General features: G+C 60.4%; 20 protein-coding genes. 9 read left to right on the top strand and 11 right to left on the bottom strand.

Annotated features, from left to right (window positions below; translation table 11 throughout):
• Nucleotides 1-227: 227 nt before the first annotated feature.
• Entirely contained in the window at nucleotides 228-1325 is a 1098-nt protein-coding gene (locus sake_RS01225; protein ID WP_178945281.1) for an amidohydrolase family protein, read from the bottom strand.
• A gap of 74 nt (nucleotides 1326-1399) precedes the next feature.
• On the opposite strand from sake_RS01225, the gene sake_RS01230 reads away from it, so the two are divergent.
• On the top strand, nucleotides 1400-2350 hold the full coding sequence (locus tag sake_RS01230) for an amidohydrolase family protein (RefSeq protein WP_129358480.1): 951 nt from the start codon (nucleotides 1400-1402) through the stop codon (nucleotides 2348-2350).
• 404 nt (nucleotides 2351-2754) lie between these two features.
• On the opposite strand, the gene sake_RS01235 is transcribed toward sake_RS01230, so the two are convergent.
• Nucleotides 2755-3966 (bottom strand): acyl-CoA dehydrogenase family protein, encoded by a 1212-nt coding sequence (locus sake_RS01235; protein WP_178945282.1) that lies wholly within the window; start codon nucleotides 3964-3966, stop codon nucleotides 2755-2757.
• A 293-nt stretch (nucleotides 3967-4259) separates the two neighbouring features.
• Between sake_RS01235 and sake_RS01240 the strand changes: the two genes are divergently transcribed.
• Nucleotides 4260-4820 (top strand): flavin reductase family protein, encoded by a 561-nt coding sequence (locus sake_RS01240; protein ID WP_178945283.1) that lies wholly within the window; start codon nucleotides 4260-4262, stop codon nucleotides 4818-4820.
• A gap of 5 nt (nucleotides 4821-4825) precedes the next feature.
• On the opposite strand, the gene sake_RS01245 is transcribed toward sake_RS01240, so the two are convergent.
• The 4 genes from sake_RS01245 to sake_RS01260 all read right to left on the bottom strand — a co-directional run bounded on the left by sake_RS01245 (nucleotide 4826) and on the right by sake_RS01260 (nucleotide 9196).
• Nucleotides 4826-6106: a CdaR family transcriptional regulator gene (locus tag sake_RS01245; protein WP_178945284.1), complete on the bottom strand. Its 1281-nt coding sequence runs from the start codon at nucleotides 6104-6106 to the stop codon at nucleotides 4826-4828.
• A 61-nt stretch (nucleotides 6107-6167) separates the two neighbouring features.
• The gene (locus tag sake_RS01250) at nucleotides 6168-7028 is read right to left on the bottom strand and encodes a fumarylacetoacetate hydrolase family protein (protein WP_129358484.1); all 861 of its coding nucleotides are present in this window, start codon (nucleotides 7026-7028) and stop codon (nucleotides 6168-6170) included.
• Between the two features lie 28 nt (nucleotides 7029-7056).
• Complete coding sequence (locus sake_RS01255) at nucleotides 7057-7665, bottom strand: VOC family protein (protein ID WP_129358485.1); 609 nt, start codon at nucleotides 7663-7665, stop codon at nucleotides 7057-7059.
• Nucleotides 7666-7675: 10 nt separating this feature from the next.
• Nucleotides 7676-9196 (bottom strand): bifunctional 3-(3-hydroxy-phenyl)propionate/3-hydroxycinnamic acid hydroxylase, encoded by a 1521-nt coding sequence (locus sake_RS01260; RefSeq protein ID WP_178945285.1) that lies wholly within the window; start codon nucleotides 9194-9196, stop codon nucleotides 7676-7678.
• A 167-nt stretch (nucleotides 9197-9363) separates the two neighbouring features.
• Between sake_RS01260 and sake_RS01265 the strand changes: the two genes are divergently transcribed.
• From sake_RS01265 to sake_RS01275, 3 genes are all read left to right on the top strand, one after another.
• Nucleotides 9364-10074: a FadR/GntR family transcriptional regulator gene (locus sake_RS01265; RefSeq protein WP_129358487.1), complete on the top strand. Its 711-nt coding sequence runs from the start codon at nucleotides 9364-9366 to the stop codon at nucleotides 10072-10074.
• 37 nt (nucleotides 10075-10111) lie between these two features.
• Nucleotides 10112-12121, top strand: a complete 2010-nt coding sequence (locus sake_RS01270; protein WP_129358488.1) for an acetoacetate--CoA ligase — start codon at nucleotides 10112-10114, stop codon at nucleotides 12119-12121.
• Nucleotides 12122-12432: 311 nt separating this feature from the next.
• Nucleotides 12433-13311 carry a spermidine synthase gene (locus sake_RS01275; protein WP_129358489.1) on the top strand — a complete coding sequence of 293 codons (879 nt, stop codon included), beginning with the start codon at nucleotides 12433-12435 and terminating at the stop codon, nucleotides 13309-13311.
• A gap of 51 nt (nucleotides 13312-13362) precedes the next feature.
• On the opposite strand, the gene sake_RS01280 is transcribed toward sake_RS01275, so the two are convergent.
• Together sake_RS01280 and sake_RS01285 are read right to left on the bottom strand one after the other, a co-directional pair.
• Nucleotides 13363-14556 (bottom strand): ABC transporter permease, encoded by a 1194-nt coding sequence (locus sake_RS01280; RefSeq protein WP_129358490.1) that lies wholly within the window; start codon nucleotides 14554-14556, stop codon nucleotides 13363-13365.
• A 15-nt stretch (nucleotides 14557-14571) separates the two neighbouring features.
• Nucleotides 14572-15675 carry an ABC transporter permease gene (locus tag sake_RS01285; RefSeq protein ID WP_178945286.1) on the bottom strand — a complete coding sequence of 368 codons (1104 nt, stop codon included), beginning with the start codon at nucleotides 15673-15675 and terminating at the stop codon, nucleotides 14572-14574.
• Between the two features lie 78 nt (nucleotides 15676-15753).
• Here sake_RS01285 and sake_RS01290 point away from each other — a divergent pair, with 78 nt between their 5' ends.
• Nucleotides 15754-16383 carry a TetR/AcrR family transcriptional regulator gene (locus tag sake_RS01290; RefSeq protein WP_178945287.1) on the top strand — a complete coding sequence of 210 codons (630 nt, stop codon included), beginning with the start codon at nucleotides 15754-15756 and terminating at the stop codon, nucleotides 16381-16383.
• A 59-nt stretch (nucleotides 16384-16442) separates the two neighbouring features.
• Here the strand turns inward: sake_RS01290 and sake_RS01295 are convergent, their stop codons facing one another.
• Together sake_RS01295 and sake_RS01300 are read right to left on the bottom strand one after the other, a co-directional pair.
• On the bottom strand, nucleotides 16443-16865 hold the full coding sequence (locus sake_RS01295; protein ID WP_129358493.1) for a YchJ family protein: 423 nt from the start codon (nucleotides 16863-16865) through the stop codon (nucleotides 16443-16445).
• A gap of 277 nt (nucleotides 16866-17142) precedes the next feature.
• Complete coding sequence (locus tag sake_RS01300) at nucleotides 17143-18609, bottom strand: NCS2 family permease (protein ID WP_129358494.1); 1467 nt, start codon at nucleotides 18607-18609, stop codon at nucleotides 17143-17145.
• A 425-nt stretch (nucleotides 18610-19034) separates the two neighbouring features.
• Here sake_RS01300 and sake_RS01305 point away from each other — a divergent pair, with 425 nt between their 5' ends.
• From sake_RS01305 to sake_RS01315, 3 genes are all read left to right on the top strand, one after another.
• Entirely contained in the window at nucleotides 19035-20030 is a 996-nt protein-coding gene (locus tag sake_RS01305; RefSeq protein ID WP_178945288.1) for an aldo/keto reductase, read from the top strand.
• 39 nt (nucleotides 20031-20069) lie between these two features.
• On the top strand, nucleotides 20070-20435 hold the full coding sequence (locus sake_RS01310) for a substrate-binding domain-containing protein (RefSeq protein ID WP_178945289.1): 366 nt from the start codon (nucleotides 20070-20072) through the stop codon (nucleotides 20433-20435).
• A 122-nt stretch (nucleotides 20436-20557) separates the two neighbouring features.
• Nucleotides 20558-21295: an SDR family oxidoreductase gene (locus sake_RS01315; protein WP_178945290.1), complete on the top strand. Its 738-nt coding sequence runs from the start codon at nucleotides 20558-20560 to the stop codon at nucleotides 21293-21295.
• A 73-nt stretch (nucleotides 21296-21368) separates the two neighbouring features.
• Here the strand turns inward: sake_RS01315 and sake_RS01320 are convergent, their stop codons facing one another.
• Nucleotides 21369-22382 (bottom strand): sugar phosphate isomerase/epimerase, encoded by a 1014-nt coding sequence (locus tag sake_RS01320; protein WP_178945291.1) that lies wholly within the window; start codon nucleotides 22380-22382, stop codon nucleotides 21369-21371.
• Nucleotides 22383-22520 lie beyond the last annotated feature (138 nt).

The raw sequence follows: 22520 nt of genomic DNA on the forward strand, positions 1-22520 counted from the left end.
TGATCTGGGCTACGCTCACGTGTCGATGCCTTTGTGTCCATAATATTGCAGCCGTACTCTTCCGAGATCCGTTAGCTGATTGCGGATTGGGGCTGGGCGCTGGAGGTGTGACTCCAGTCAAATGCTTCCGCCGAGCGCAAGTTAACCGGAATGTTTCCGATCACCATCCCATGCGCTCGCAGGGCGGACCTGCTGCGTTCCCGCAGTGAGGAGTTTTATTGTACTGTTCAGTTCGTCTCTACGGCCACGCCGGCGATCCACACAGCTGCAGGATGACGCAGGATCCGGGGCTCAATGGTGGGGTCGCTGTCGACGAGGACGAGGTCGGCTCGTTTGGCAATGTCGATCCTGCCCCGATCGGATAGCCCGAACGCGTCCGCAGCTGCACTCGTCGCAGCGGTGAGTGCCTCGGATGGAGTCAGCCCGCATTTTTGCAGATAAGCGATCTCGTCGTGGAGGGAAGGGCCATGCTCTACAGGGGCGATCGGCGTTTCATTCGCGTCCGTTCCAGCGACGATCGGAACTCCAGCCGCATGCATTGCGTGAACGCTGTCGACGGAATGTTGAAATGCTTCATCGGCTCGGTCGCCGAGTTGAACCTGTGCCATGGCGCGCATCATGACCAGTGTCGGGGATGAGATCGTCCCCTGCCTCAGCATCTGCTTCAGCGTCGTGTCCGCCAGGTCTCGGTCGAGCGGCGCGTGGGTAAGGATGTCGACGCCGGCATCAAGGCCGCGGTCGAATGCGGAAGCCGTCACAACGTGTGCCACGGTCATCAGACCCCGCTTATGTGCTCCTTGGACCAAGGCGGCGAGGGTTGCGTTGTCTAGAGCGGGCACGTCGGTCGCGTCGGGGTCTTCAATGATGATCTTGATGAGGTCGGATCCATTTTGAACGCGCCAGTCGAGGTATCGATCCGCATCCGTCGCACCGGTGACTCCGCTCGCGGAGGGAAAACCCATACGTGTGATTTGGGTACTGCCTGGCGCAGAGGCCGCGGAGCCGGCGCTGACGATCGCGGGGGCGCCTATGGTCTCCCGTTGCTCGATTATCAGTGAGTCAGGGTGGGTGCCGAGGTCGACCAGTGTGGTGACACCGGCCCGCGCAGCGTTCTGCAAGGCGTTGCTTGAGCCAAGGTGCACATGAGTGTCGATGAGGCCAGGCAAGAGGAACTTCCCAGTCCCGTCGACGTCTCCGTCTGTCATCGCATTGTCTGACGCAGGGCGAATTGAGGTGATAGCCGCATCGAAGACCACATCAACTGGATGGTTGCTGTTTTTGCTGGCGGCGAAGGCAAGGCGCACATTTCGAATTCTTGTTGTCATGAGAAATAGTGTACAATTTTGTTCACTAAAGTCAATTAATGTCTGAGTCTTGCCGGGCAAGAAGGATGGTCAGTATGCCGGACAAAACCGAGCTCATAGATGTCCACGCGCATTTCCTCACGGAGGACTACGTTGCCGCAGCGCAGGACGCCGGGCATGTGTATCCGGACGGGATGCCTGGCTGGCCATCATGGACCATTGACCAACAGCTTGCGGATATGAATCGTCGAAGGATTCGCAAAGCAGTGCTTTCGATCTCGTCACCCGGAGTGCACTTCGGTGACGACGACGATGCGGCTTCGCTAGCTCAATCCGTGAATGACGCTGCCGCGCGTCACGTCCGGCACTATCCTGACCGCTTCAGGTTCTTCGCATCAGTCCCTGTTCCCAATATGGATGCGGCCATTCGCGAGACGCGCCGCTCACTCGACAATCTCGGGGCCGTGGGTGTAGCGCTTGAATCGAACGCTCACGGTCAATATCTCGGACACCCTGCAATGGAGCCGTTGTGGGCAGAGCTTGACGCTCGGAAGGCCGCAGTGTTTGTGCATCCGACCTCTCCTGTCGGCTGGGAGCAGTCAGCGTTGGGCAGACCGCGGCCGATGCTCGAGTTCATGTTCGACAACACTCGCAGTATCGTCGATTTGGTCTTCTCCGGGGTCTTGGACCGCTATCCGGACATGAAGGTGATCGTCCCGCACGCTGGAGCAGTGTTGCCTGCTCTTTCAGACCGTATCGCGCTTTTCCAGCGGATGTTAGGCACCGGGACTACCGCATGGCAGGATGCCATGAACAGGTTTTGGTTTGATATGGCGGGCACGCCATTCCCAACTGCCGTGCCGGTCCTCGAAAAGGTGGCCGGTTCCGATCACATTCTTTACGGCAGTGATTCTTGCTGGACGCCCGCGGCTGGTGTGGACGCACAGCTGGAGAGTATTGACGCGGCCGACGCCCCCCGCGGGGTCTCGTCATGGCGAAAGCTGGCTACCGCGAATGCGGAGCGTCTATTCGGTTCACGACTGTAAACCTATTAGGGTTGCAGGCGCCGGTGTGAGTGTTTTTCGAGCATGCGGCCTGCCTCCTCCCGGCGGACTGGGGTAGTCTCCCCACCCACTGGAGGAGGCCGTGACCTGTGACAAACTCACAGGGGTTGGCCGCTGCCGAGGATCCTCACTCGACCCTTCAACAGCACTGGTAGCGACCACGGAGTCGCGGCCCCCGGTCAATCGCTGTCTTTTGCCGGGTTCGTTGCTCAGGGCAGGGGCAAAAGGGCTCGGAAAGGAACCTTCCAGCGGCTAAGGCCTGTCTTCCGAGTAACAAGCAGTGTGACGCCGGAGTGTTGGGTCAGGGGCTCTGGCTGTATGGGTAAGAGGCCCCGCGGGGCGTACCTGGGCGCGCCAGGTCGCCGCGGGGCATCGTCGCAGAGTTCTTAGACCAGTGGACTGACCGGCTCTTTGATTCCCAAAAGCGCACGACCGTAAATTTCCGTGGCGATGCCCGGTCCAATGATCGCGTGGCGGGATGCCGTGTTCAGGTCACGCCACGTGCGCTGGAGCGGGTTGGCGGTCGCGAAGCTGCCAGCGCCTTGGATTGACAGTAGCTTGTCCATAGCTTCACGTGTCTTTTCAGCAGCATAGCCGGTATCCATGCGCACGCGGGAGCGCTCGAGCATGGACGGTTGAGTGCCCGCTCTCGCATGCTCGTCCAAATTATTAGCGGAGCGCTGGATGTGGAGCTCAGCTGTGTCGATCAGACTTGCCGCTTCGGCGATGCCAATCTGCGTGGAACCTGCATCCACCGCATGGTCGAAGAAAGTGTAGGAAATGCCCTTGCCCTTGGCCATGGAGGCGAGGACCAGATTCAGGCCTTGGCGGGCTGCGCCGACAAGTGGACCGGCCAGAACTAGCGCAAGCACCGAGGCGAAAGAAGTGCGGTACAAGGCCTCGTCTTTGTACTCCGTAGCCGTTTCGCCTTTCAGTGCCTCACTTACCGAGAGTACTCGATGGTCCGGGACGAATACATCCTCCGCGATCAGGGTGTTGCTGCCTGTTCCGGACATTCCTGCCACGAACCAAGTATCCTTATAGCCCAACTCGCCTATCGGAACGATAGCGACCCCCTGATCGACCTGCGCGCCCGTTTCATCGACCATTGGTATACCGAGAAGCGTCCAATCCGCGTGCTGACTACCCGAGGCGAAGCCCCAGTTGCCGTTGATGACGTAACCGCCGTCTACACGCTTGCTGGTGCCGTTGGGCGCAAGTACGCCGCACACCTTGGCATCGGGGTTCTCTCCCCAGATCTCGTCCTGCGCTTGCTGCGAATACCGTCCCCCTACCCAGCAACAAACATTGATCAAAGTGGTGACCCAAGCGGTGGAAGTATCCGCCTCTGCGATCAACGCATTGATGTCTACGAAGTTGCGAATGGACAGTTCGAGCCCGCCGTAGCGTCTAGGGATCGTGAGCTTGAATGCTTCGGCTTCATCCAGAGCGTCAATTACTGGCTGAGCAATGCGGCGGTTCTCCTCACTCTCCCGGGCGTGCTCGCTGATCACACCCTGGATGTCTATCACGCGTTTCTTGAGCTCTTCGACACCGGCCAAGTTCGTGGTGTCGGGTGTCCGGGTTGTGGTCGTCATTGCGATCGCTTCCTCTCATCATCGAGACCGCGTCCAGTGATCTGGAACACGTTTTCATTCAGTGTGGCAACCGGGATCACAGCTGTCTTGTGCTCTCGGCACAGACTTTCCTCCTCCTTTGTGCTCCTGGTTTTCCAGAATGAGATTTGGGCGAGCCGCACGAGAAAAGTGGGATTTCTGGGCCCGCAGCCCTGGGGTGGAGGGTTGGGCCGGCGTTGAATGGTAACCAGCAATACCCCGAAGGAATCTGCGCTGGGCGAAGGGCCCGGCGTCTCAGGCAGGAGGAACTCATCATGACGACCGCACGGGTAACGCCATTGACCGGACCGGACGCGGCGACCAGGTTCCGACGGGCCGCAGGCCACCTCCCCACCGGAGCATCCGTGGTTACGGCACTCGATCGGCACGACCCCTTTGGCATGACAGTGGGTTCGCTGACCTGCGCCTCTTATGATCCACCGATGATCATCTTTTTTGCCCAGCGGGGCTCTAGAACTGCTAGCGTAATCGAAGCTTCCGGATGGTTCGGCGTTAACGTGCTCGGGAGAGGAGCCGAGGCTCAGTGCTATCGGTTCGCTTCCTCAGCTCCGGATCGCTTCGACGACATCGAGCTCTGCGAGTCGCTCTCCGGCATGCCGCGTTTGAGAAGGGCAGTGCTCTGGATGGACTGCCGGCTCGATAGTGTTGTAACCGCGGGCGACCACCTGGGCTTCTTGGGCAGGGTCCAGGACTATGATACGACGTCTTGCCGCGAACAGCCCCTTGTCTATTGCAAGAGCAGAATCGCTCCGCTCAACGCCGGATCGGGCCGTCACCTACCGACAGAATCATTAACCTGGTGGGGAGAACTCTGAAGGTCTCAACTGCTGAGTCGCGCGAGGATTTCCAGGGCGGCCTGTAGCTGAAAGCGGCGAACGGACACATCTCGGCCCAGAAGCTCTTCGGCTTTGTGGACGCGGTAAGTCACGGTATTTCGGGATACCGATAGCCTCTCCGATGCGGTTTGCGGGCTTCCGCACGTTTCCAGATAGACGGCCAGAGTTTTCCGCAGATCTGCTACCGTTGCTTGCTCGGTGGATAGCCTGCCGAGCTCACTAACAGCGAATCTCCTGGCGCGAACGCGATTCTCCAGGAGTAGTCCGGCAGTATCGACGTCAGAGTGCTCGATCACGTGACCGGGCGTCGACGTTGTGGAAGCTAGAGCAAAAGCCGCTTCGGCGTCGTCGTGGGAGGTGCGGAATCCCTGGATGCCCATGCCAGCCGAGCCGATGCAGATCCGTAGATCGGAAGGAAGGCGCAAAGCTCGGAGGCGCCCAGCTAGTTCAGTAGTGGTGCACCCGCCTGAGGTCCAGGCCCAGGCCACGCCCAGGTGTGCGGGGATCACTAGACTTTGTCCGACGCCTACATCACTCAAGGCCCTCCTGAGGGCTTTGACGGCACTGCCATCTTCCGCGTCCATGTTCCGCTCGGTGCTCCACGCAACCAGACCCACATGTGTTCGCTTCAGGTCGTAGCGGAGGATTCGGGCCGCGGCCAACTCGTCGATGCTGTGGCCTTGGACGATGGATTCGATCGTTCGAATTTGTCTGGCAGTTTGGCTCTGGGCCCACTGTGCCTCTTGCTGGTGATATTCCTGTTCCATGCGCAGGGCGAAGTCATCGAAAAGCTCGAACATGCGCCCTGAGATGAAGCGCATTTGCTGACGGGCCAAATCAGGATCACTTCGTCGTATGCATTCGTCCAGAAGGGCTTCGGTCAGTAACGAATGCCCAAATCGGATACCCCTCAGCATGTCTTCCATGGTCAGTTGCCTCTGGACGAAATCTTGGACACCACCGAGTGCGTCGTCAGTTACGAGGGTGCCGCTGGGAACTCCGGAAAATTCGAGCAGCGCTTGAAGTATGACCGATTCGTTGCCCATCCGAAGGATATCCGAGCCGTTGTCCGATCGATGGCCAGGGACCTCGCTGGCTATCGTTGCGGCCATACTCCTGCCGAGCTCGACTGCCCAGGTCACCGGACCGCTGCCCAGTGCGGCGCTCGCCTTTTTGACCCGCCAGCCGGAGCTCACAGTTGACAGCTCCCCGGCTTTGCAGGCCGGCTCCAAATCAAAGATCCAGGAGAGGTCGGGGGTGTTCACATTGCGTCCTCGGAGGTCGACTAGTCGGGGGGGGGGGGGGGCTAACGCTGCAGTTCGATGTTTACGCCACCGGGCCTGTGAAGGACTGCTGCAGCTCGCCGATTCCTTCAATACGTGAGGTCAACACTTCACCGGCTTGGAGGAAGCGCGGTGGGTTCCGTCCGTTGCCGATTCCCGCAGGCGTTCCGGTGAGGATCAAATCGCCAGGGTAGAGCGTTACGACTTGAGAGATTCCCTCGATTAACTGCGCGACGCTAAAGATCAGATCCCGTGTGTTGCCGGCCTGCATCGTTTCCCCATCGATCTCGCAGGAGAGGCTGATCGCATCTCGGTCGGGGAACTCATCAGGGGTGACCACGTACGGGCCTACAGGTAGGAAGCCCGGGAAGGACTTGCCGAAACCGAACTGCGGAGCCGGGCCGTTAGTCTGGGTGATTCTTTCTGATAGGTCCTGGGCCGCGGTGAGGCCGGCCACATAGTCCCACGCCTGGTCCTTGGACACCAGGTGAGCTTCCTTGCCGATCACCACGGTCAGCTCGACTTCCCAGTCCGTGTTGCCATCCCTCGGTAACTCGACCGAGCTGACTGGACCGGTCATCGCAGAGACGTACTTGGTAAATATCGGCGGCAGCTTATCGGGCTCTTGGAATCCCGACTCGTTCGCGTGCTCACTGTAATTGAGGCCAATTGCGAAGATTTGGCGCGGCTCCGGCGTGGGTGATCCGAGTTCGGTGGCCTCGTAGTCCGTAGCTGTAATGGAGGAAATGTCGGTTCGGCCCGCCCAGGCGGAGAATTCGGACCAGTGGGTGTAGATATCCTGAGCGGCGGGTCCGAACTTTCCGGAACTGGCCCTTTCAACGTCGACGGCGCGCCCCTTCGAATCGATCAGCACGACACGGTTGGACAGGTTAGCGATTTTCATGAGTCTCCTTAGGTGGGATGAAAGTGGTTTACCAAGCCTCGGGCAGATGGATATCCGGGATCTCAGCGGGCAGGAACTCCTGATTGCGTGCCCTGCGGTGAATTTCCTCCATGCTTTGGCCCTCTTCATAAGCAGCGAGGATCTTCTCCATGTCGATGTGCTCGCCGATCGGGTTCTCTCCGAACTCCGTTGAGAAATACATCCAGGTCCGAGATTTCTGCCAATCACCGAAAGCGTCCACCTGAATCTCCACACCGTTGCTCTCGGGATCGAGGTAGTAGGCCGACATGGTCATGCCGTGGTCCAGCGCGACGAACGGGTGGATGCCCAGACGCTTGAGACGCTTATAGTTCAGAATCCAGGAATCGAAATCCGGGTATTCGAATGCGGTGTGGTGAAGTCCGGTCGTATGTCCCTTGTCCTCGGGCTTCTTGAGGTCGGGAAAGGCCAGAAGCGCGATGCGATGGTTGGCTTCGTCATTGGACAGCCACGCAGCATCTTCCCCGTAGTAGACCGGTTGCAGCCCGGCGACTTTCTCGTAGAACTCGACCATCTCGTCTAAGTGAAGGGTCGTGAAAGTTGTGTGGTGGAACTTCGGTGCGGTGGTCGGGCGGTTGTACTGTCGGTTATTAGTCATGGTGATCTCCTTAGATAGTGGTCGGGACCATGGTTGAGGTGAAGGCGGCGGTATAGCGGTCATAAAGGGCCGCTGCTCTGCTGGCATCGGCTACGCCGAAAATGTAGTGGTCAGGGCGGATCATCACGGCATCCGCGTCGATCTCGTCGAACCACCTGGTCCATGCACCGGTAGGATCGCCTAGTTCTTCGATCGAAAACGACCGGGGACGTGTATCTGAGCGGTGGTTTTTGGTCAGGAGTACGGCCCCGGGCCCGGTCACTTCATCGAGCAGACCATCGGCCACCGCGAACTGTGGGGCGAGAGTTCCCTTGTTTGAAGCGCTGGCCGCCGCTCGGTCGGTAATTCCGTCCCCGAGGACTGGGGACTCCGTCAGCGGTAGGACCTTGGCGGGATCGCCGCCGCCGGCGAGCATCCGCTGGTCTCGGTCTTCGGCCTGATCCTCGTCCAAGACGCAGATAACCTGGCCAAGAGCCACCGACATAGCGATCGCGTAGCGGATGTGTAGGCTACGCTCGCTGGTGTAGGTATCCAGGATGGCTGGCCCTGCGGATCCTGTCAGTGTGAGGTCGAGCTTCCAGGCAAGGTTTGCGACATCGCGGAGTCCCGAGCACATGCCCTGGCCGGCGAAAGGCGGCATCTGGTGGGCAGCGTCACCTGCGATCGCGGCGCGGCCGCGATTCCAGGTTTGACCCCAGCAGGCCGTGAACGTGTAGAGGGCCCGTCGCTCGATCTCGGTGTTTTCGGCAGTCCTGTCCCAGCCGCGGAGCAGTTCCCACGCGCGCTCTTCGGTATTGAGCTCGGCAGGATCCTCTCCTGGCAGTCGCATGAACTCCCAACGGCGACGCCCTACGCCGCCGGAAACAAGCGTTGTAGGCCGTCGGGGGTCGCAGAGTTGCCAGTTCTGCGGCGACCACTCGAGATCGTCCTGAGGCAAGGTATCTACGATCAGCCAGTCGTAACGGAAACCCAGGTCTTTCATCTGGATCCCGAGTGCCTCACGGACCGTGCTCTTGGAGCCATCGCAACCTATTAGGAATTGCGCCTCGATCTCGAAGTCGCCGTTGGGGCCGATGCATTCCGCTGTGAGGGAGTCTCCTTGGTCTTCCAGGGAGACCAGCTCGGTCCCCCGGAGAACCGTGACCGTGTCCATTTCCTCGAGGCTCTCGGCAAGGACTCTTTCGAGCTCGGGCTGGGCGAAGAAGCTCTCGACCGGCCAACCACAGTTGCCGGTCCCCGACCAGTCCATTGAGAGCAGGGTCCTACCATCGCGGTTCCGCCACTCGTAGTGGTCGGGGACCGGCGCGGAGATTTTGCGCACTTGCTCGGCCAAGCCCATGTTCTGGAAAATTCGCCCGATCTCGTCGTCGAAAACGACCGCTCTGGGTAGAGGGTACGGGGCATTTTGTCGCTCGATCACCACCACGGAGTGGCCTTGAAGGCCAAGGAGCCGCGCAAGCCCGAGCCCCACCGGGCCGGCGCCCACAACCGTCACGTCCGTGTGCTGAGGTGCTCGGGTTTCAGCGTTCATGATCCATCTCCATCGATTGATCTGTATTGAGCCTTATTAGTCATGCTCAATAGGTATAGACTGGACGTAAGGTAGATCACCTGTCAAGCACGAAGTGAAAGAATCTTTGAGGGAAGTGCACCTCATGAGGGGCAAAGCCATGAGCATGAGAGGGGTTCAGAAGATTCATGACACAGATGTTGACCGGAGCGGAAGCGTCGCTGAGCCGTGCCGAGCAGGCTGCGCTCGTTCTTGGCCGTTGGGCAGAAGCCGCTTCGCCGGGAGCCCACCTGGGGACCAAGAAAGAGCTCCGAGAGCGGATTGGTGTATCGAAAGGCACATTCAACGAGGCTGTGCGGTTGTTGGAATCTCGTGGCCTGGTTTCGACCAGGACTGGGCCAGGTGGAGGGCTGTTTTCGGTAGCGCCGAGCCCACTTGCTCGTCTCGGGAACTCGCTTTTGCGGCTTGATGCGGATGCCTCAGATGTCGGTTATGCCGTGCGCATTCGTGACGCGCTGGATCCGCTGTTGATCGAAGATGCATTGGAACATAGCTCGGCAGCCGATATCGCGCGGATGCGCCGCTCTCTTGAGGAGATGGAAACGACCATGGAAACCGGGGACTACCTGGACTTCCTGCGTGCAAACTGGTCGCTGCACGAGGCGATCGCCCGCGTGACGCCGAACAAGCCTTTGCGCTCAATCTACGTGAGCCTCTTGGATATGATCCGCAGCCATACCGTCGCGGTGGAATCCGACAAAACCCGACCGCTGGCCTGTTATATACGCGATCGATACAAGCTTCACTCAAACCTGGTTGATGCGCTAGACCGACGTGATCGTGAAGCGGTCAAACGTCTGGCCGCTGAGCACAGTATTCAGGGGCCATTTCAAGACTGACCGAACCCAGGTGATTTGGAAGGAATAAGGATTGAAGATGACCCAAACAGCTACCGAACAGACTCCGCGCGAGCACGTCTTCCTGTGGGGGCCGAGCCGTGAACAGGTTGAAAAATCCCGTATGTACGACTTCGCCCGCTGGGCGGAGAAGAAGCACAGTATCAAGGTCCCTGATTATGTGTCACTGCACCGGTGGTCCGTCGACAATCTGGAGGAATTCTGGCAGGACATCTGGGACTACTTCGGTGTTGTAGCCACCCAAACGGCGGAAGAAGTCCTGACCACTCGCGAGATGCCCGGGGCCCGGTGGTTCCCCGGTGCCAGACTCAACTACGCCGAGAACTCATTGCGGACGGCGAAGACCAGCCCGGATGAGGTCGCCGTCATCGGTGATCATGAGACGGCGGAGTCCATCGAACTCACCTGGGGCGAACTCGAGGCCCAAGTCGCTTCCCTCGCGCACAAGCTCCGGGATCTCGGTGTCAAGCCGGGAGATCGCGTGGCCGCGGTGCTGCCAAATATTCCACAAACCGTCGTCGCGCTGATGGCCACGGCTGCCGTCGGTGCCGTATGGTCCGTGGTGAACACAGACTTTGGTCCAACCGGTGTCGCCGACCGGTTTGCACAGATCGCGCCGAAGGTCTTGTTCACTGTGGACGGTTATGACTACGCGGGCAAAATGCGGGACATGACTGGAACGGTCGATCAGCTCCGCGAGGTGCTACCGACCGTTGAACAGTTCATCGTGGTCGATCAGTGCAATCCCGAGGACGTCGGAAATATCGCGGAGGATGCGCTTCGCTTCTCGCAGATCACCCAGGTCTCGGCTGAGCCCCGATATGAGCAGGTTCCGTTCGAGCATCCGCTCTGGATCCTGTATTCCTCAGGAACCACGGGCAAGCCCAAGGGCATAGTCCATTCCCATGGTGGGGTGATCTTGGAGTTCCTCAAGGCAATCGGGCTCCACGCCGACGTTCATCCTGGCGACCGAGCCTATATTGCGGTCGCAACCACATGGATGATGTGGAATCTGCATATGGGCAACCTGATGATGGGGGCAACGATCCTGACATATGATGGCTCACCCGGGCACAATGGTCCGGACAAGTCCCTCGAACTAGTCGCCCGCCACGGGATCACTTTCTTCGGCACAGGCGCGGGCGTTCTCACCATGGCGCATCGTGGAGGTACCTATCCAAAAATTCGGTACGACTTCTCTGCGCTTCGCGGCATTCTGGTCACGGGATCTCCACTGCCGGATCCCACGTGGGAGTGGGTCTATGAGGCCATCAGCGCTGATGTCCGGTTGGGGTCGGATTCTGGCGGTACGGATGTGACCAGCGCTTTCGTCGGAAGCAATCCATTCATGGATGTGTATCGAGGCGAGATCATGGGCTCATACCTGGGCGTGGACGCTCAATCCTGGAGTCCCGAAGGCAAGCGTATTTGGAACCAGGTCGGCGAGCTGGTCCTGACCACTCCCATGCCGAGCATGCCACTCTACTTCTGGAACGATGAGGACGGGACGCGCTACAAAGACGCGTACTTCCACCTGTTCCCAGGAACCTGGCGTCAGGGTGACTGGACCACCCAGTTCGAGGACGGACGCATGATCATCCATGGGCGTTCGGACTCAACCATCAACCGCGGCGGCATTCGGATGGGCTCTGCCGACATCACCGATGTGGTGGATCAGGTGGATGGTGTGGAGGCTTCCATGGTCATCGGTGCTGAGCTGGCCGGAGGAGACTACTACATGCCGCTGTTCGTCGTTCCGCGGCCGGGCAAGAGGATCACCGATGATCTCAAGCAGCGGGTCATCCAGGCGATCCGCAGCCAGCTGTCTCCCCGGTACGTCCCGGATGCGATCATCGAAGCTCCCGCTGTGCCGAGAACTCGCACCGGCAAACTTCTGGAAATACCAGTCAAGAAGCTGTATCAGGGGGCAGAGACAACCAATCTGAACCGGGCCAGCGCCGAGGACGAGACCGTTTTGGACTGGTATGCGGACAATGCACGCGCATTCCACGAAGGTCGTGGGAAATAACCAGCCTGGCGTGATTCTGTGTACGCGCTGAGTTCAACGGGTGCCCGCCGTCACCTCAGAGCAGGGGAGGAATGCGGCGGGTTCGCACAAACCATCGACGGTAATTCTGGCTTGCCACCAGAAGGAGTGGAGACGGTCCACTGGACACTGCTTATCGGCCACCAAATTCGGTAACTTTGACGACAGGTCCGATGTAAGTATCAGGCGGTCTAGTTGACGTTTGTGGTCCGCTTCCTCCATGGAAGCGGGCCACGCAAGCTAACTTGAGGATGCCGCAGGGCACCGTTTTCGGGCGCGGGTAGGCTGGTGACGTGGGCAGAAAGAACAAGACGCAGAAGACTGTGGCCTCCCTTCAGGGGAGCGTGAGCGGCCCCGTTGAGGGGGAGCACCCCATAGACACGGGTACGGCGGAACTCGAACGGGACACTTTTCACCCCAACGCCTGGATGCTCAAGATCAACGGTGTGCAGTCGAGTCACGTGGTCGTGGGGGAGCCTCAAGAGCTCGCTTTCGAGTACATGCGTTGGATCGCTTCTGCGGCGAACCATTTCATCGACCGGCATCTCGAGCCGTCCAAGCTCCGCATGACCCACCTGGGTGGCGGTGCCTGTTCCATGGCCCGCTATTTCGCATCGGTATACCCGCAGAGCCGTCACACCGTCGTCGAATTGGATGGAAAGCTGGCCGCTTCCGTGCGCGAGTGGTTCGATATCCCGCGGGCCCCTACGGTCAAGATACGAGTCGGCGAAGCCCGGGAAGTCACCGAGTCGTTTGTGGAGGGTTCGCGTGACGTCGTCCTTCGGGATGTATTTGCCGGCGCGAAGACGCCTTCTCCACTCACGACTGTAGAGTTCTTCGAGCACGTGCACCGTTCGCTCTCGCCGGGTGGACTGTACCTGGCCAATTGCGGGGATACGCGGGAGCTTGCGGGGGCACGATCGGAAATTGCGGGACTGTCCGAGGTATTTGCCCACGTCGCATGCATCGCCGACCCGCCCATGCTCAAGGGGCGCCGTTACGGTAACATCATTCTCCTGGCTTCGGATACGCCATTTCCCGATGCCTTGGATCCCGATGCCGCGGGACTCGCCCGAGAGCTCCTGGGCGGCGCGGTTCCTGCGCACTTCAAAGACGAGGCGTGGACCAGACGGTTCGCCTCCGGTTTTGCCGCGAAGCGCGACCGGGAGTGAGCCCGCCGCCCGGTCGCCGAAGTGAACCGGGCGGTGCCACCCTCTTTTGTTCTAAGGCGCGACCGCGACGGCCGGGATCAGTGAGGTCGCTTCCTGCACCTCGTTCATCTGTGCAAACAGGTGCCGACGCTTTTGCCGCAAGGTGCCCAGAACTGCAAGCAAGATCCCGCCAACGGTCCAGGCGATCATGACCCAGACGGGCTGTGCGAGCGAGACGTCGGGGAAGTACACCGCGTCGCGGACAGCCGCGATCCCCTGAGCCGAGAACAGCCACGGGTGCACGCCGCCGTAGAAGCCGTTGATCATATCCAGTGGACCGTTGATGCCGGACGCGGCCATACCGAGGAACGGCATGAGCAACATCGACAGCGGCATCATCGCGGGCCCGATGACAAGCATTCCGCCGGTGGTCACCGCCAGACACGAGAGCCCCAACAGGTAGAACATGAACCACGGGGCGACGGCGGACGAATCGAAGATGCCGAACATTCCCCAGCCGTAGAAGATCTCGCCAAAAGCCACGATTGCGGGCATGACCAGTCCCAGAATTACTCGGAGGGTGGTGGAGACCGGGACCATGCCCAGGATCATTCCTGCCATGAATCCGCCCAGCACCGCTCCTAGCGCCAAGTAGACGGCGATGTTCGCCAGATTGTCGTCCGATGACGCGGGCTGAATATCGTGCGACGTGAGGTTCGTCTTGGACTGTTGAGCCGTTGATGAGAACAGGTTGGTTACTGCCGACTTGACCTGTGGCCCGTTGGCTCCGGCGAAGTACATATCCCCGCTCGCGGGGTTGTAGGCGGCCCGTAGCGTGTGGTCCCTAATGTCGTTCTCGGCCTGGTCCACGGAGCCCACTCGGGAAACGTCGAATGAGCTCGCGGTCTGCTTGTCCAGATCTTCTGCGGTTTGCTTCATCTGCTCTTCCGAACCGATGACAGCCACTTTCATATGATGAGGCGTGAGGTGGTGAGTCATGCCGGTCATGACCAAAGGCATCATGACCATGATGAAAAGCGGAAACAGCATACCGATGGTTACCATGCGCTTGGTGGTCAACGCCTGATTGACCTTGCGCGGTGGCTTGGTGGGATCGGTGTGCACGCCGATCCCGGAGGCCGGCGGTGCCGACATGAGAGTCTCTTTGCGGGTCGCTTTCCGGTGAGCGCTGGACCGGTGACGAGCAGATGTGGAACCGGATTCTTCCGGCTGCGGCGTCTCCGATGAGGAACGGTTTTCAGTCATGAGAAGTCTCTATTCCTATCGAGTGGGCTGGGAGGCGTACTTGGCGTCGCCTTCGGGCGGGACGGCGTCGTCCTCATAAGCGGTCAGGAGCGGTTCATCCGGGGCACGACGCGGCCGGCGCGGCTCCTCGGAGCCAATGGCGGAAGCGGGCTGAGAGCGGAGGGAGGCCATCCAGAGCAGACCGGCGCCCACGACCAGCCATACCGCGAGTACCAGGATCTGAGGCCCGATGCCGTGACCGTCGAAATACAGGCAGCGTCTCATCAGCTCCGAGCTCGCACCGGTGGGCAACAGCTGATGCATGACGCGGAAGAACCCAGGCATCATGTCGAAGGAGACGGCGACGCCGGTCGCCGGAATTCCCAGGATCACGAATATCACCAATCCGATCAAAGCAGCGGCGGTCCCGAGTAATTCGACGAAGCCCAGCTGGACAATCGACGCCGTGAAGAACGTTCCCGCGACGATGAGGGCCACGGGCATGATGTGGCCGTCGAACGACCCGAAGATCTCGAAGGAAATCGCGGTTTCGATGACACCGGCCATGATCGCCATGACCGCGTGAACCGAGAGCTTGGTTCGGAGTCGAAGGCGGGCGCCGAAGGCGCTGATCATGGAGGCGGTCATGTAACCGGCGATCGCGGCACCGATGATCAGGTAGAGGAACGAGGTTCCGGTGGAGTCGTTCTCGGTGGGGGCCCTCAGATCCTGGACCTTGAGGTTGGTCTGGGACTGCTGGGCGACTTGGGAGAAGATCCCTTCAGCGGCTTGGGTCGCTTGGCGGCCGCCCGCGGAGGCGACGTATACATTGCCGTTGCTCGGATCGTAGGCGGCACGAGTGTTCAAATTCGTGACATCGTCCTTGGCGGTCTGCACATCAGGAACTGTTTTGACGTCAGTGGCGTCATCCGCCTGGCTCGTAATTTCTTGGCTGATCTGCGAAGCCTGTTGCGAGGTCCCAATGACTTCGATCTTCATGTCCCTGGGATGCGGATTGTGGAAAGCAGAAACGTATGAGCCGGGGTATGCAAAGGCCATGAACAAGGGGAAGAGCATGGCCAGAAGGACGAATTTCGTCGGGATCTTCTGGGCGGTTAACCGCTGAGGCTGAACTGACATGGGGGACACTTTACACCCGTAAACCTGGGCATCAGGTGTAAGATAGGTCAACACTTCGAAAAATATGAGGGCAGCACCATGACGAGCGAGAGCAACGCAGAAGTTGCCGATCCCCGTATCCTCCATACGCGTCGAGCCTTCAAGCAAGCACTTCTCGACGCGGCCTCACCGCAATGGGATTGGAAAGTCTCGGTCTCCGAGCTGTGCAAGAAGGCAGGGGTTTCCCGGCCGACGTTCTATCAGCATTTCACGACGGTGGACGACGTCTATGCGGAGCTTCTGCACGATCGACTCGTAGACATCGCCCACCTCGAGATGTGGCACAAAGGTGCCGGGGTGCCCCGGGACAGCGAGCTTGTTTCGTTCTTCGAGGATCTCCGGGAGGTGCCGGGGTTCTACGAACCGATACTCGGCGGGGACGAAGTCTTCGGCAAAGCACGGAGGGCCTTCGTCCACTGGGTGGCCCAACGAATAGCCGAGTCAGTATTCGACACGGCATACGAGGACCTGGATGCCGAGGCCCGTCAGCGAGCGCTCTTCATTGCAGGCGGCATCGTGGTCACGATGGGTCACTGGATTTACTCGACGGACCCGTGCACCAGGGTGAGTGCCGTTGAGATTTCTCGGCAAGTCAACTCGTACATCGCGGCGCTGTCGGTGCGGTTCGAGCCTGCGACGGGTGGTGCCGGCCCGGAGGGAGTGGCCTGAGGGGCTTGGCTGGAACCGAATCCGAGATTGTGTTCTGGGCTCTGGCGGGACGGGGGCCGCTATTCGGCGGGGAGCGGGTCTCCGTCCACGTAGAACCACCGGCCGCTCTCGCGGACAAAGCGGCTGTCTTCCCTCTGGGTGCCTTTGACGCGCTTGTCTGCGGGAGTCCCGGGTTGGGAGCGATAGTGGGCCGCGAATGCGACGCGGGCGGTGTCATCGAACGGGCCGCCGGCGGTTTGGAGAATGTCCAGGCGCTGCCATCGGATCGATTCGTCCATCTCCAGGGACGCCGGCCGGGTGCTCGGGTGCCATGTGGACAGGAGGTAGGCGTCCTCGGAAATTGCGAAAGCCGTAAATCGGGACCTCATCAGGGCCTCGGCGGTGGGGGCGGTGTTGCGGCCCGTGATGAGCAGGCCGCAACATGCGCCGAAAACCTCCCCTGTTCCGCAGGGGCATCGCTGATCGTCGGAAATCAATGCCATACGAACCAGGGTACCGGCACGCTATGAAGTGGGCTGATTGATCATTACGGGCCAATTCAACTCATGGGTGAATCTGTCCTGGCTTGCGTTGGGTGTCGAGAAGTAGCTGCATTACACGTTGAGCAACAAGGGTCCCGGTCCCGAGGCAGAGATTGCGCAGTTCGCCGAAGTATCGTCGAGCTTCAACGCACCGTCTTCGATGGGGCGGTGCTTTCACGAGGGTTTGGTTACCGGTCCGGCGTCGAGGCGGGCCGCCTGAGGACCGACGTGAGGCAGGTCAGCTCGTCCAGCCCTGGATCACGCCCATCCCGAAGTAGGCGATGAAAGCCACGGAAACCAGGTACATGAGCGGGTGAACATCCTTGGCCCGGCCTTGAACCACGCGGATAAAAGTGTAGGAGACGAAGCCGGCGCCGATACCGTCCGCAATGGAGTAGGTGAACGGCATCATGGCAATGGTCAAGAACGCCGGGATGCCGAGGCCCCAGTCGTCCCACTTCACATGGACCGCTTGGCGGACCATCAGGAATCCGACCACGACGAGAGCCGGGGCGACGGCCTCGAACGGCACGATGTTGACCAATGGTGACACGAACATCGCCAGCAAGAACATGATTCCGGTAATGACCACAGAAAAGCCGGTGCGGGCGCCCTCGCCGATGCCGGTCGCGGACTCCACGAAGATTTGGGACGAGGACGCCGACCCGGCCCCACCTGCGATGGAACCGACTGCGTCCACGGCGAGAACCCGGTTGATGTCAGGGATCTTTCCGTCTTCGCTGATGTTGTGGGCCTCGGTCGCGAGACCGACGGACGTGCCCATCGCGTCGAAGAAGACAGAAAGCAAGATCGCGAAGACCATCAGGGATGCTGCCATCCCACCGAGGGTCTGGAACGCGCCGAACATGTCGAAGTTGCCGATCAGGGACAGGTCGGGCAGTCCCACCCATTGGTGGGGAATCTCGGGGGACACGAGCGACCATCCCGTCGGTCGATCTGTGGAAGACCCTGCTGGTGCCACGGCCTCAAGGATGACGGACAGGATGGTCGAGATGATGACGCCGATCAGTATTGCACCGCGCACATTGCGGATCATCAGGGCAATCGTGAGGAAGAGGCCCACGATGAACACGAGAATCGGCCAACCGATGAGATCGCCGTTGACGCCGAATGAAACCGGAACCGTGGTGCCGGCGGAGTCGGGCATGCGTCGAATGAAACCCGCATTGACGAAGCCGATGAGCGAAATGAACAGACCGATACCCACGACGATGGCGGTCTTGAGGGACTGCGGAACAGCGTTGAAAACCGCTGTTCGGAAACCGGTGAGGACCAGTAGAAACATGATGATGCCGGCCCACACCACAAGACCCATGAGGTCGGGCCACGTGAGATCGGGCGTCGTCGCGATGGTGGCGGCCAAAAATGCGTTGATGCCGAGGCCTGCCGACATGGCGAATGGGTGGTTGGCGATCACCCCCATCAGGATGGTCATGACGCCCGAGATCAGAGCGGTTGCCGCTGCCACGCGGGCCAGGCCGAGTTCCGAACCATTGGCATCGGCAATGATGCCGAGGACCAGTGGATTCAGGACCACGATGTAGCTCATCGCGAAGAATGTGGCCAGACCGCCCCGAATTTCGGTGCCAACGGTCGAACCGCGTTGCGTGATCTTGAAGAAGCGGTCGAAACCGTTTCGGGGATGGTTGGGGCGGCTGGGAGCCGCGGTGTTCTCAGAAGTCATTCGTGAAAATCCGTAGATACTCTCTCGATGGATGGGGTTGGGGTGCCTGGGGCTCGACGCCGACCGCGTTCTCGAAAACAGGGGTCGGCCACGACGTGGTCCGATTCAGCCGCCTCAAAAGGTAGAGGCGTCTCTTCTATCCCAAGTGGAGGGAGAAGCGACGCCGCTACTGGTGAGTCTAATGCATTGAGCTGAGGGTGAAATTCCGGTTGGGGAGGCCAGGTATGGGCCAGCGGGGGCGCTCTCCCGGTCATCCGCAGAGGCGCCGAGGTTCCGCAGACGCACCGTCCCGGTCCTGGAACCGTCCTGATTTGGTGCTTCCCCAGTTGCTTCACGAGCCTCATTCGGAAGGAATTTTCCAGAACCGACCGTTTCTTCCTGCCGTCAGGGTTATGGCCTTGGGCGCTCACGGCTAGGGTTGAACCATGACTTCTACGCCGGAATATCGTTCATTGGGCAATTCGGGACTTGTCGTCTCCAGCGTCGGATTGGGGTGTAACAATCTCGGTCGTGTTGGCACACCGACTGAAACCCAAGAAGGCACGGACGCGGTCATCAAGACCGCGGTGGACTCGGGCATCACTCTGTTCGACGTCGCGGACGTCTACGGCAAGGAGCCCGGAACCTCTGAGCGGATGTTCGGCCGAGCACTGAGCGGGCTGGGCAGCGCCGCGGATGATGTCGTGGTGGTGTCGAAATTCGGTATGGACATGCAAGGGACAAACGGCGCGGATCACGGCGCTCGTGGTGCTCGCCGTTACATCAACCGGGCTCTGGACGCTTCCCTGGAACGCTTGGGCCGCGATCACATCGACCTGTACTTCTACCACACACCGGACGGCATCACCCCGCCGGAAGAAACCCTTGCGGCCCTGGATGACGTCGTTCGAGCAGGCAAAGTACGTTATATCGGCACCTCCAATCACACCGGGTGGCAGATCGCCGACGCCGACCATTTGGCGCGCGGAGTCAACGGGACCCGGTATGTTGCGGCTGAGAACCACTACAACTTGCTCGACCGCCGCGCCGAACTTGAAGTCCTCCCCGCTGCCGAGAGGTTCGGAATCGGTGTACTGCCGTATTTCCCCTTGGCCAATGGGCTCCTGACGGGCAAATACCGGAACGGCAAGGCGCCGGACGGGTCACGACTGTCCCATTCCAAACCGGGCCTGCTGGAATCGACCAATTGGGAACAGATCGAGCGTTTTATAGCCTTCGCCGACGAGCGGGACCTCAGCCCGCTGGAGGTTGCTTTCTCCTGGTTGGCTTCGCGTCCGCAGGTTTCCTCGGTGATTGCCGGAGCGACATCGCCGGAACAGGTCCGCACCAACGCTGCTTCCGCCTCATGGGTTCCGAGCGACCAGGACTTGGCCAAGCTTGACGAGATCTTCCCGGCACCGGACAAGATCGCGCTTTTCTAGAGAGACGCCTTCGCGGCCTCGACGACTGCCTGCCGACCCTTGGCGGATTTCACCGAATCCGGTGGGGTGCAGGCGGCGCGCTCGATCCTGTCGCGCACCGTTTTGCCGACGGCGATCCTGGGCGGAAATGATCGCTGTGCCGCCGGTATTCTCGCAACGCTTGCACGGGCGGGTGTGGGTGTTCCCTCGGAGGTATCCGTAGCGGGACTCGATGACAGTAGCGTCGCGCGCCTCGCGTTCATCGACCTGATCACCGTGGGGTACGTCCCGTCCAAGCTCTCGGAGCGCGCCGTGGACGCGATGGTCGAGCTCTTGGACAATCCCGCGAGTACGAGGAAATCTCGTCGTGAAGCGCCGTACCTCATCGAACCCGGAAGCACGGCGGCACCGCGCGCGGACGACTGAACGCCTCGACGCAAGACGGATACTGCGGGCTGACGGCTCTGTCTATAGACGGTCGTCGGATAGCCGGACTAGTGTTGGCACCCTCATAGTGACGAGATCCCCCGCGGAAAGCAGGAAACCTGATGAGTACCCCCATGATCGCTCTGGTGACGGGCGGAAACAAAGGAATCGGCCGTGAAATCGCGAGCCAGCTCGCAGATCTGGGGCACACCGTGATCATTGGAGCACGCGACCGTGAGCGCGGTCGTGAAGCTGCGGCCGAACTCCGGGAACGCGGAGGCGATGTCACCGCCGTCGCCCTCGACGTGACCGACCCAGCCTCGGTGGCAGCGGCGGCGAAGACGGTGAAAGAACAGCACGGTCACCTCGATGCGCTGATCAACAACGCTGGGATCAGCAACCAACCCGGGGCCGACTTTTCCGGTCAGGTACCTAGAACCGCGGACGTCGATCACATCCGCTACGTCTTCGAAACGAACGTGTTCGGCGTCATCACCGTCACCAGTGCCTTCCTGCCCCTCCTTCAGGACTCGAAAACGCCGCGGATCGTCAACGTATCCAGCAGTGCTGGATCGTTGACGGCCATCTCCGACTTCTCGAATCCCGACCCGATTGCACTGGGGTATGTGCCGTCCAAGACGGCTCTGACCGCGGTAACGATCATGTACGCGCGTGATCTGCAGGACGACGGGATTCTGGTCAACGCCGTGTGCCCAGGGTTCATTGCCACGGATTTGAACAATCACCACGGCACAGGAACCCCACAGGACGGTGCGCGCCAGGCCGTAGCCATGGCCACGATCGCAGCCGACGGGCCGACCGGTACCTTCACCGACATCAATGGTCCGGTTGCCTGGTGACTGCAAGACACGGTCCCCGCTCCAGGCCTCAGCCTGGGCGGGCGGGGCTGTGTCCATCTCCTGACCAGGGGCGCTAGCGGACTCCCGCTTGGTCCGCGGCGTCGAAAAGGGTCTTGGTGGCTAGCCGAAGTCCTTCGATCGCGCCCATCGACGTGTCCTCGTGCTCAATATTCACGCACATCTCCTCACCCGTGATTTTCTCGACTTCTGCCAGTGCGCGAAGGAACTCGGCCCAGTAGTCGGCGTCGTGTCCGATGCCGACCGCCACGAAATCCCATGCCGAATCCTGCGGCCATTCATTCGCGTATTCGTCGCCACCCATATGCGTGCGCTTCTCGTCCGGCCCCAGGCGGCGGAAGCGCTCGTCCAGTACCCCGTAAATCTCGGCGTTCTCACGATTGACGCGGATGTCCTTGGCCGCGGCATGGAAAACCAAGGGGCCCAGCCAGCGAACGCATGCGACCGGATCCATCTGCTGCCAGAACAGGTGCGATGCGTCGAGCTCGACGCCGATGTTGGTGGCCCCGATCCGATCCACCAGACGCCGTGCTGTTGGTGGATTGAATACGAGGTTCTGAGGGTGGAGCTCCAGGGCGACCTTGACGTCATTCTCCCTGGCGAGCTGGTCGATTTCGGTCCAGAACTCGCTCGCTCGGTCCCACTGCCATTCAAGGGAATCCAGCGCGTGGGAACCCCAGGTGTTGACGTTCCAAGCAGGGTAGCGGCCGCCCGGGTCCGATCCTGGCAGGCCGGACATCGTGACGACCCGCTTCTGGCCTAGGGCTGCCGCCGCCCGGACTGAGCGTCGGATGTCATCGGCGTCGTCCGGACCGATAGCGGGATCAGGATTGAGCGGATTCCCGTTACAGTTCAGACCCAAAATCTCCAGGCCGCGATCCTCGAACTGTTTCAAGTAGTCACGGGCGGCAGTATCGCTGTCGATAATTGTGTCGATCGGCAGATGAGCGGGTGGGAGGAAGCCTCCCGAGTTTACTTCCATTCCGTCCAGACCGAGATTGGCCACTTCGTCGAGTGCTTCGTCGAGGGCGAGATCGTGGAGGATTGCGTTGTACACGCCCAGCTTCATGGCAAGCTCCTTTGCGGTCGGACGGGAGCGGGTGATGGACACCAAAGGGTGTGGAAGTAACTCCCGTCACGCCAGAGTACACATCATGACGTAGTTTGTCTGTACAAAACATTGACAGGACAAAGTCCGATGGGGCAC

The organism is Kocuria sp. TGY1127_2, from assembly GCF_013394385.1.
Classification (GTDB): domain Bacteria; phylum Actinomycetota; class Actinomycetes; order Actinomycetales; family Micrococcaceae; genus Rothia.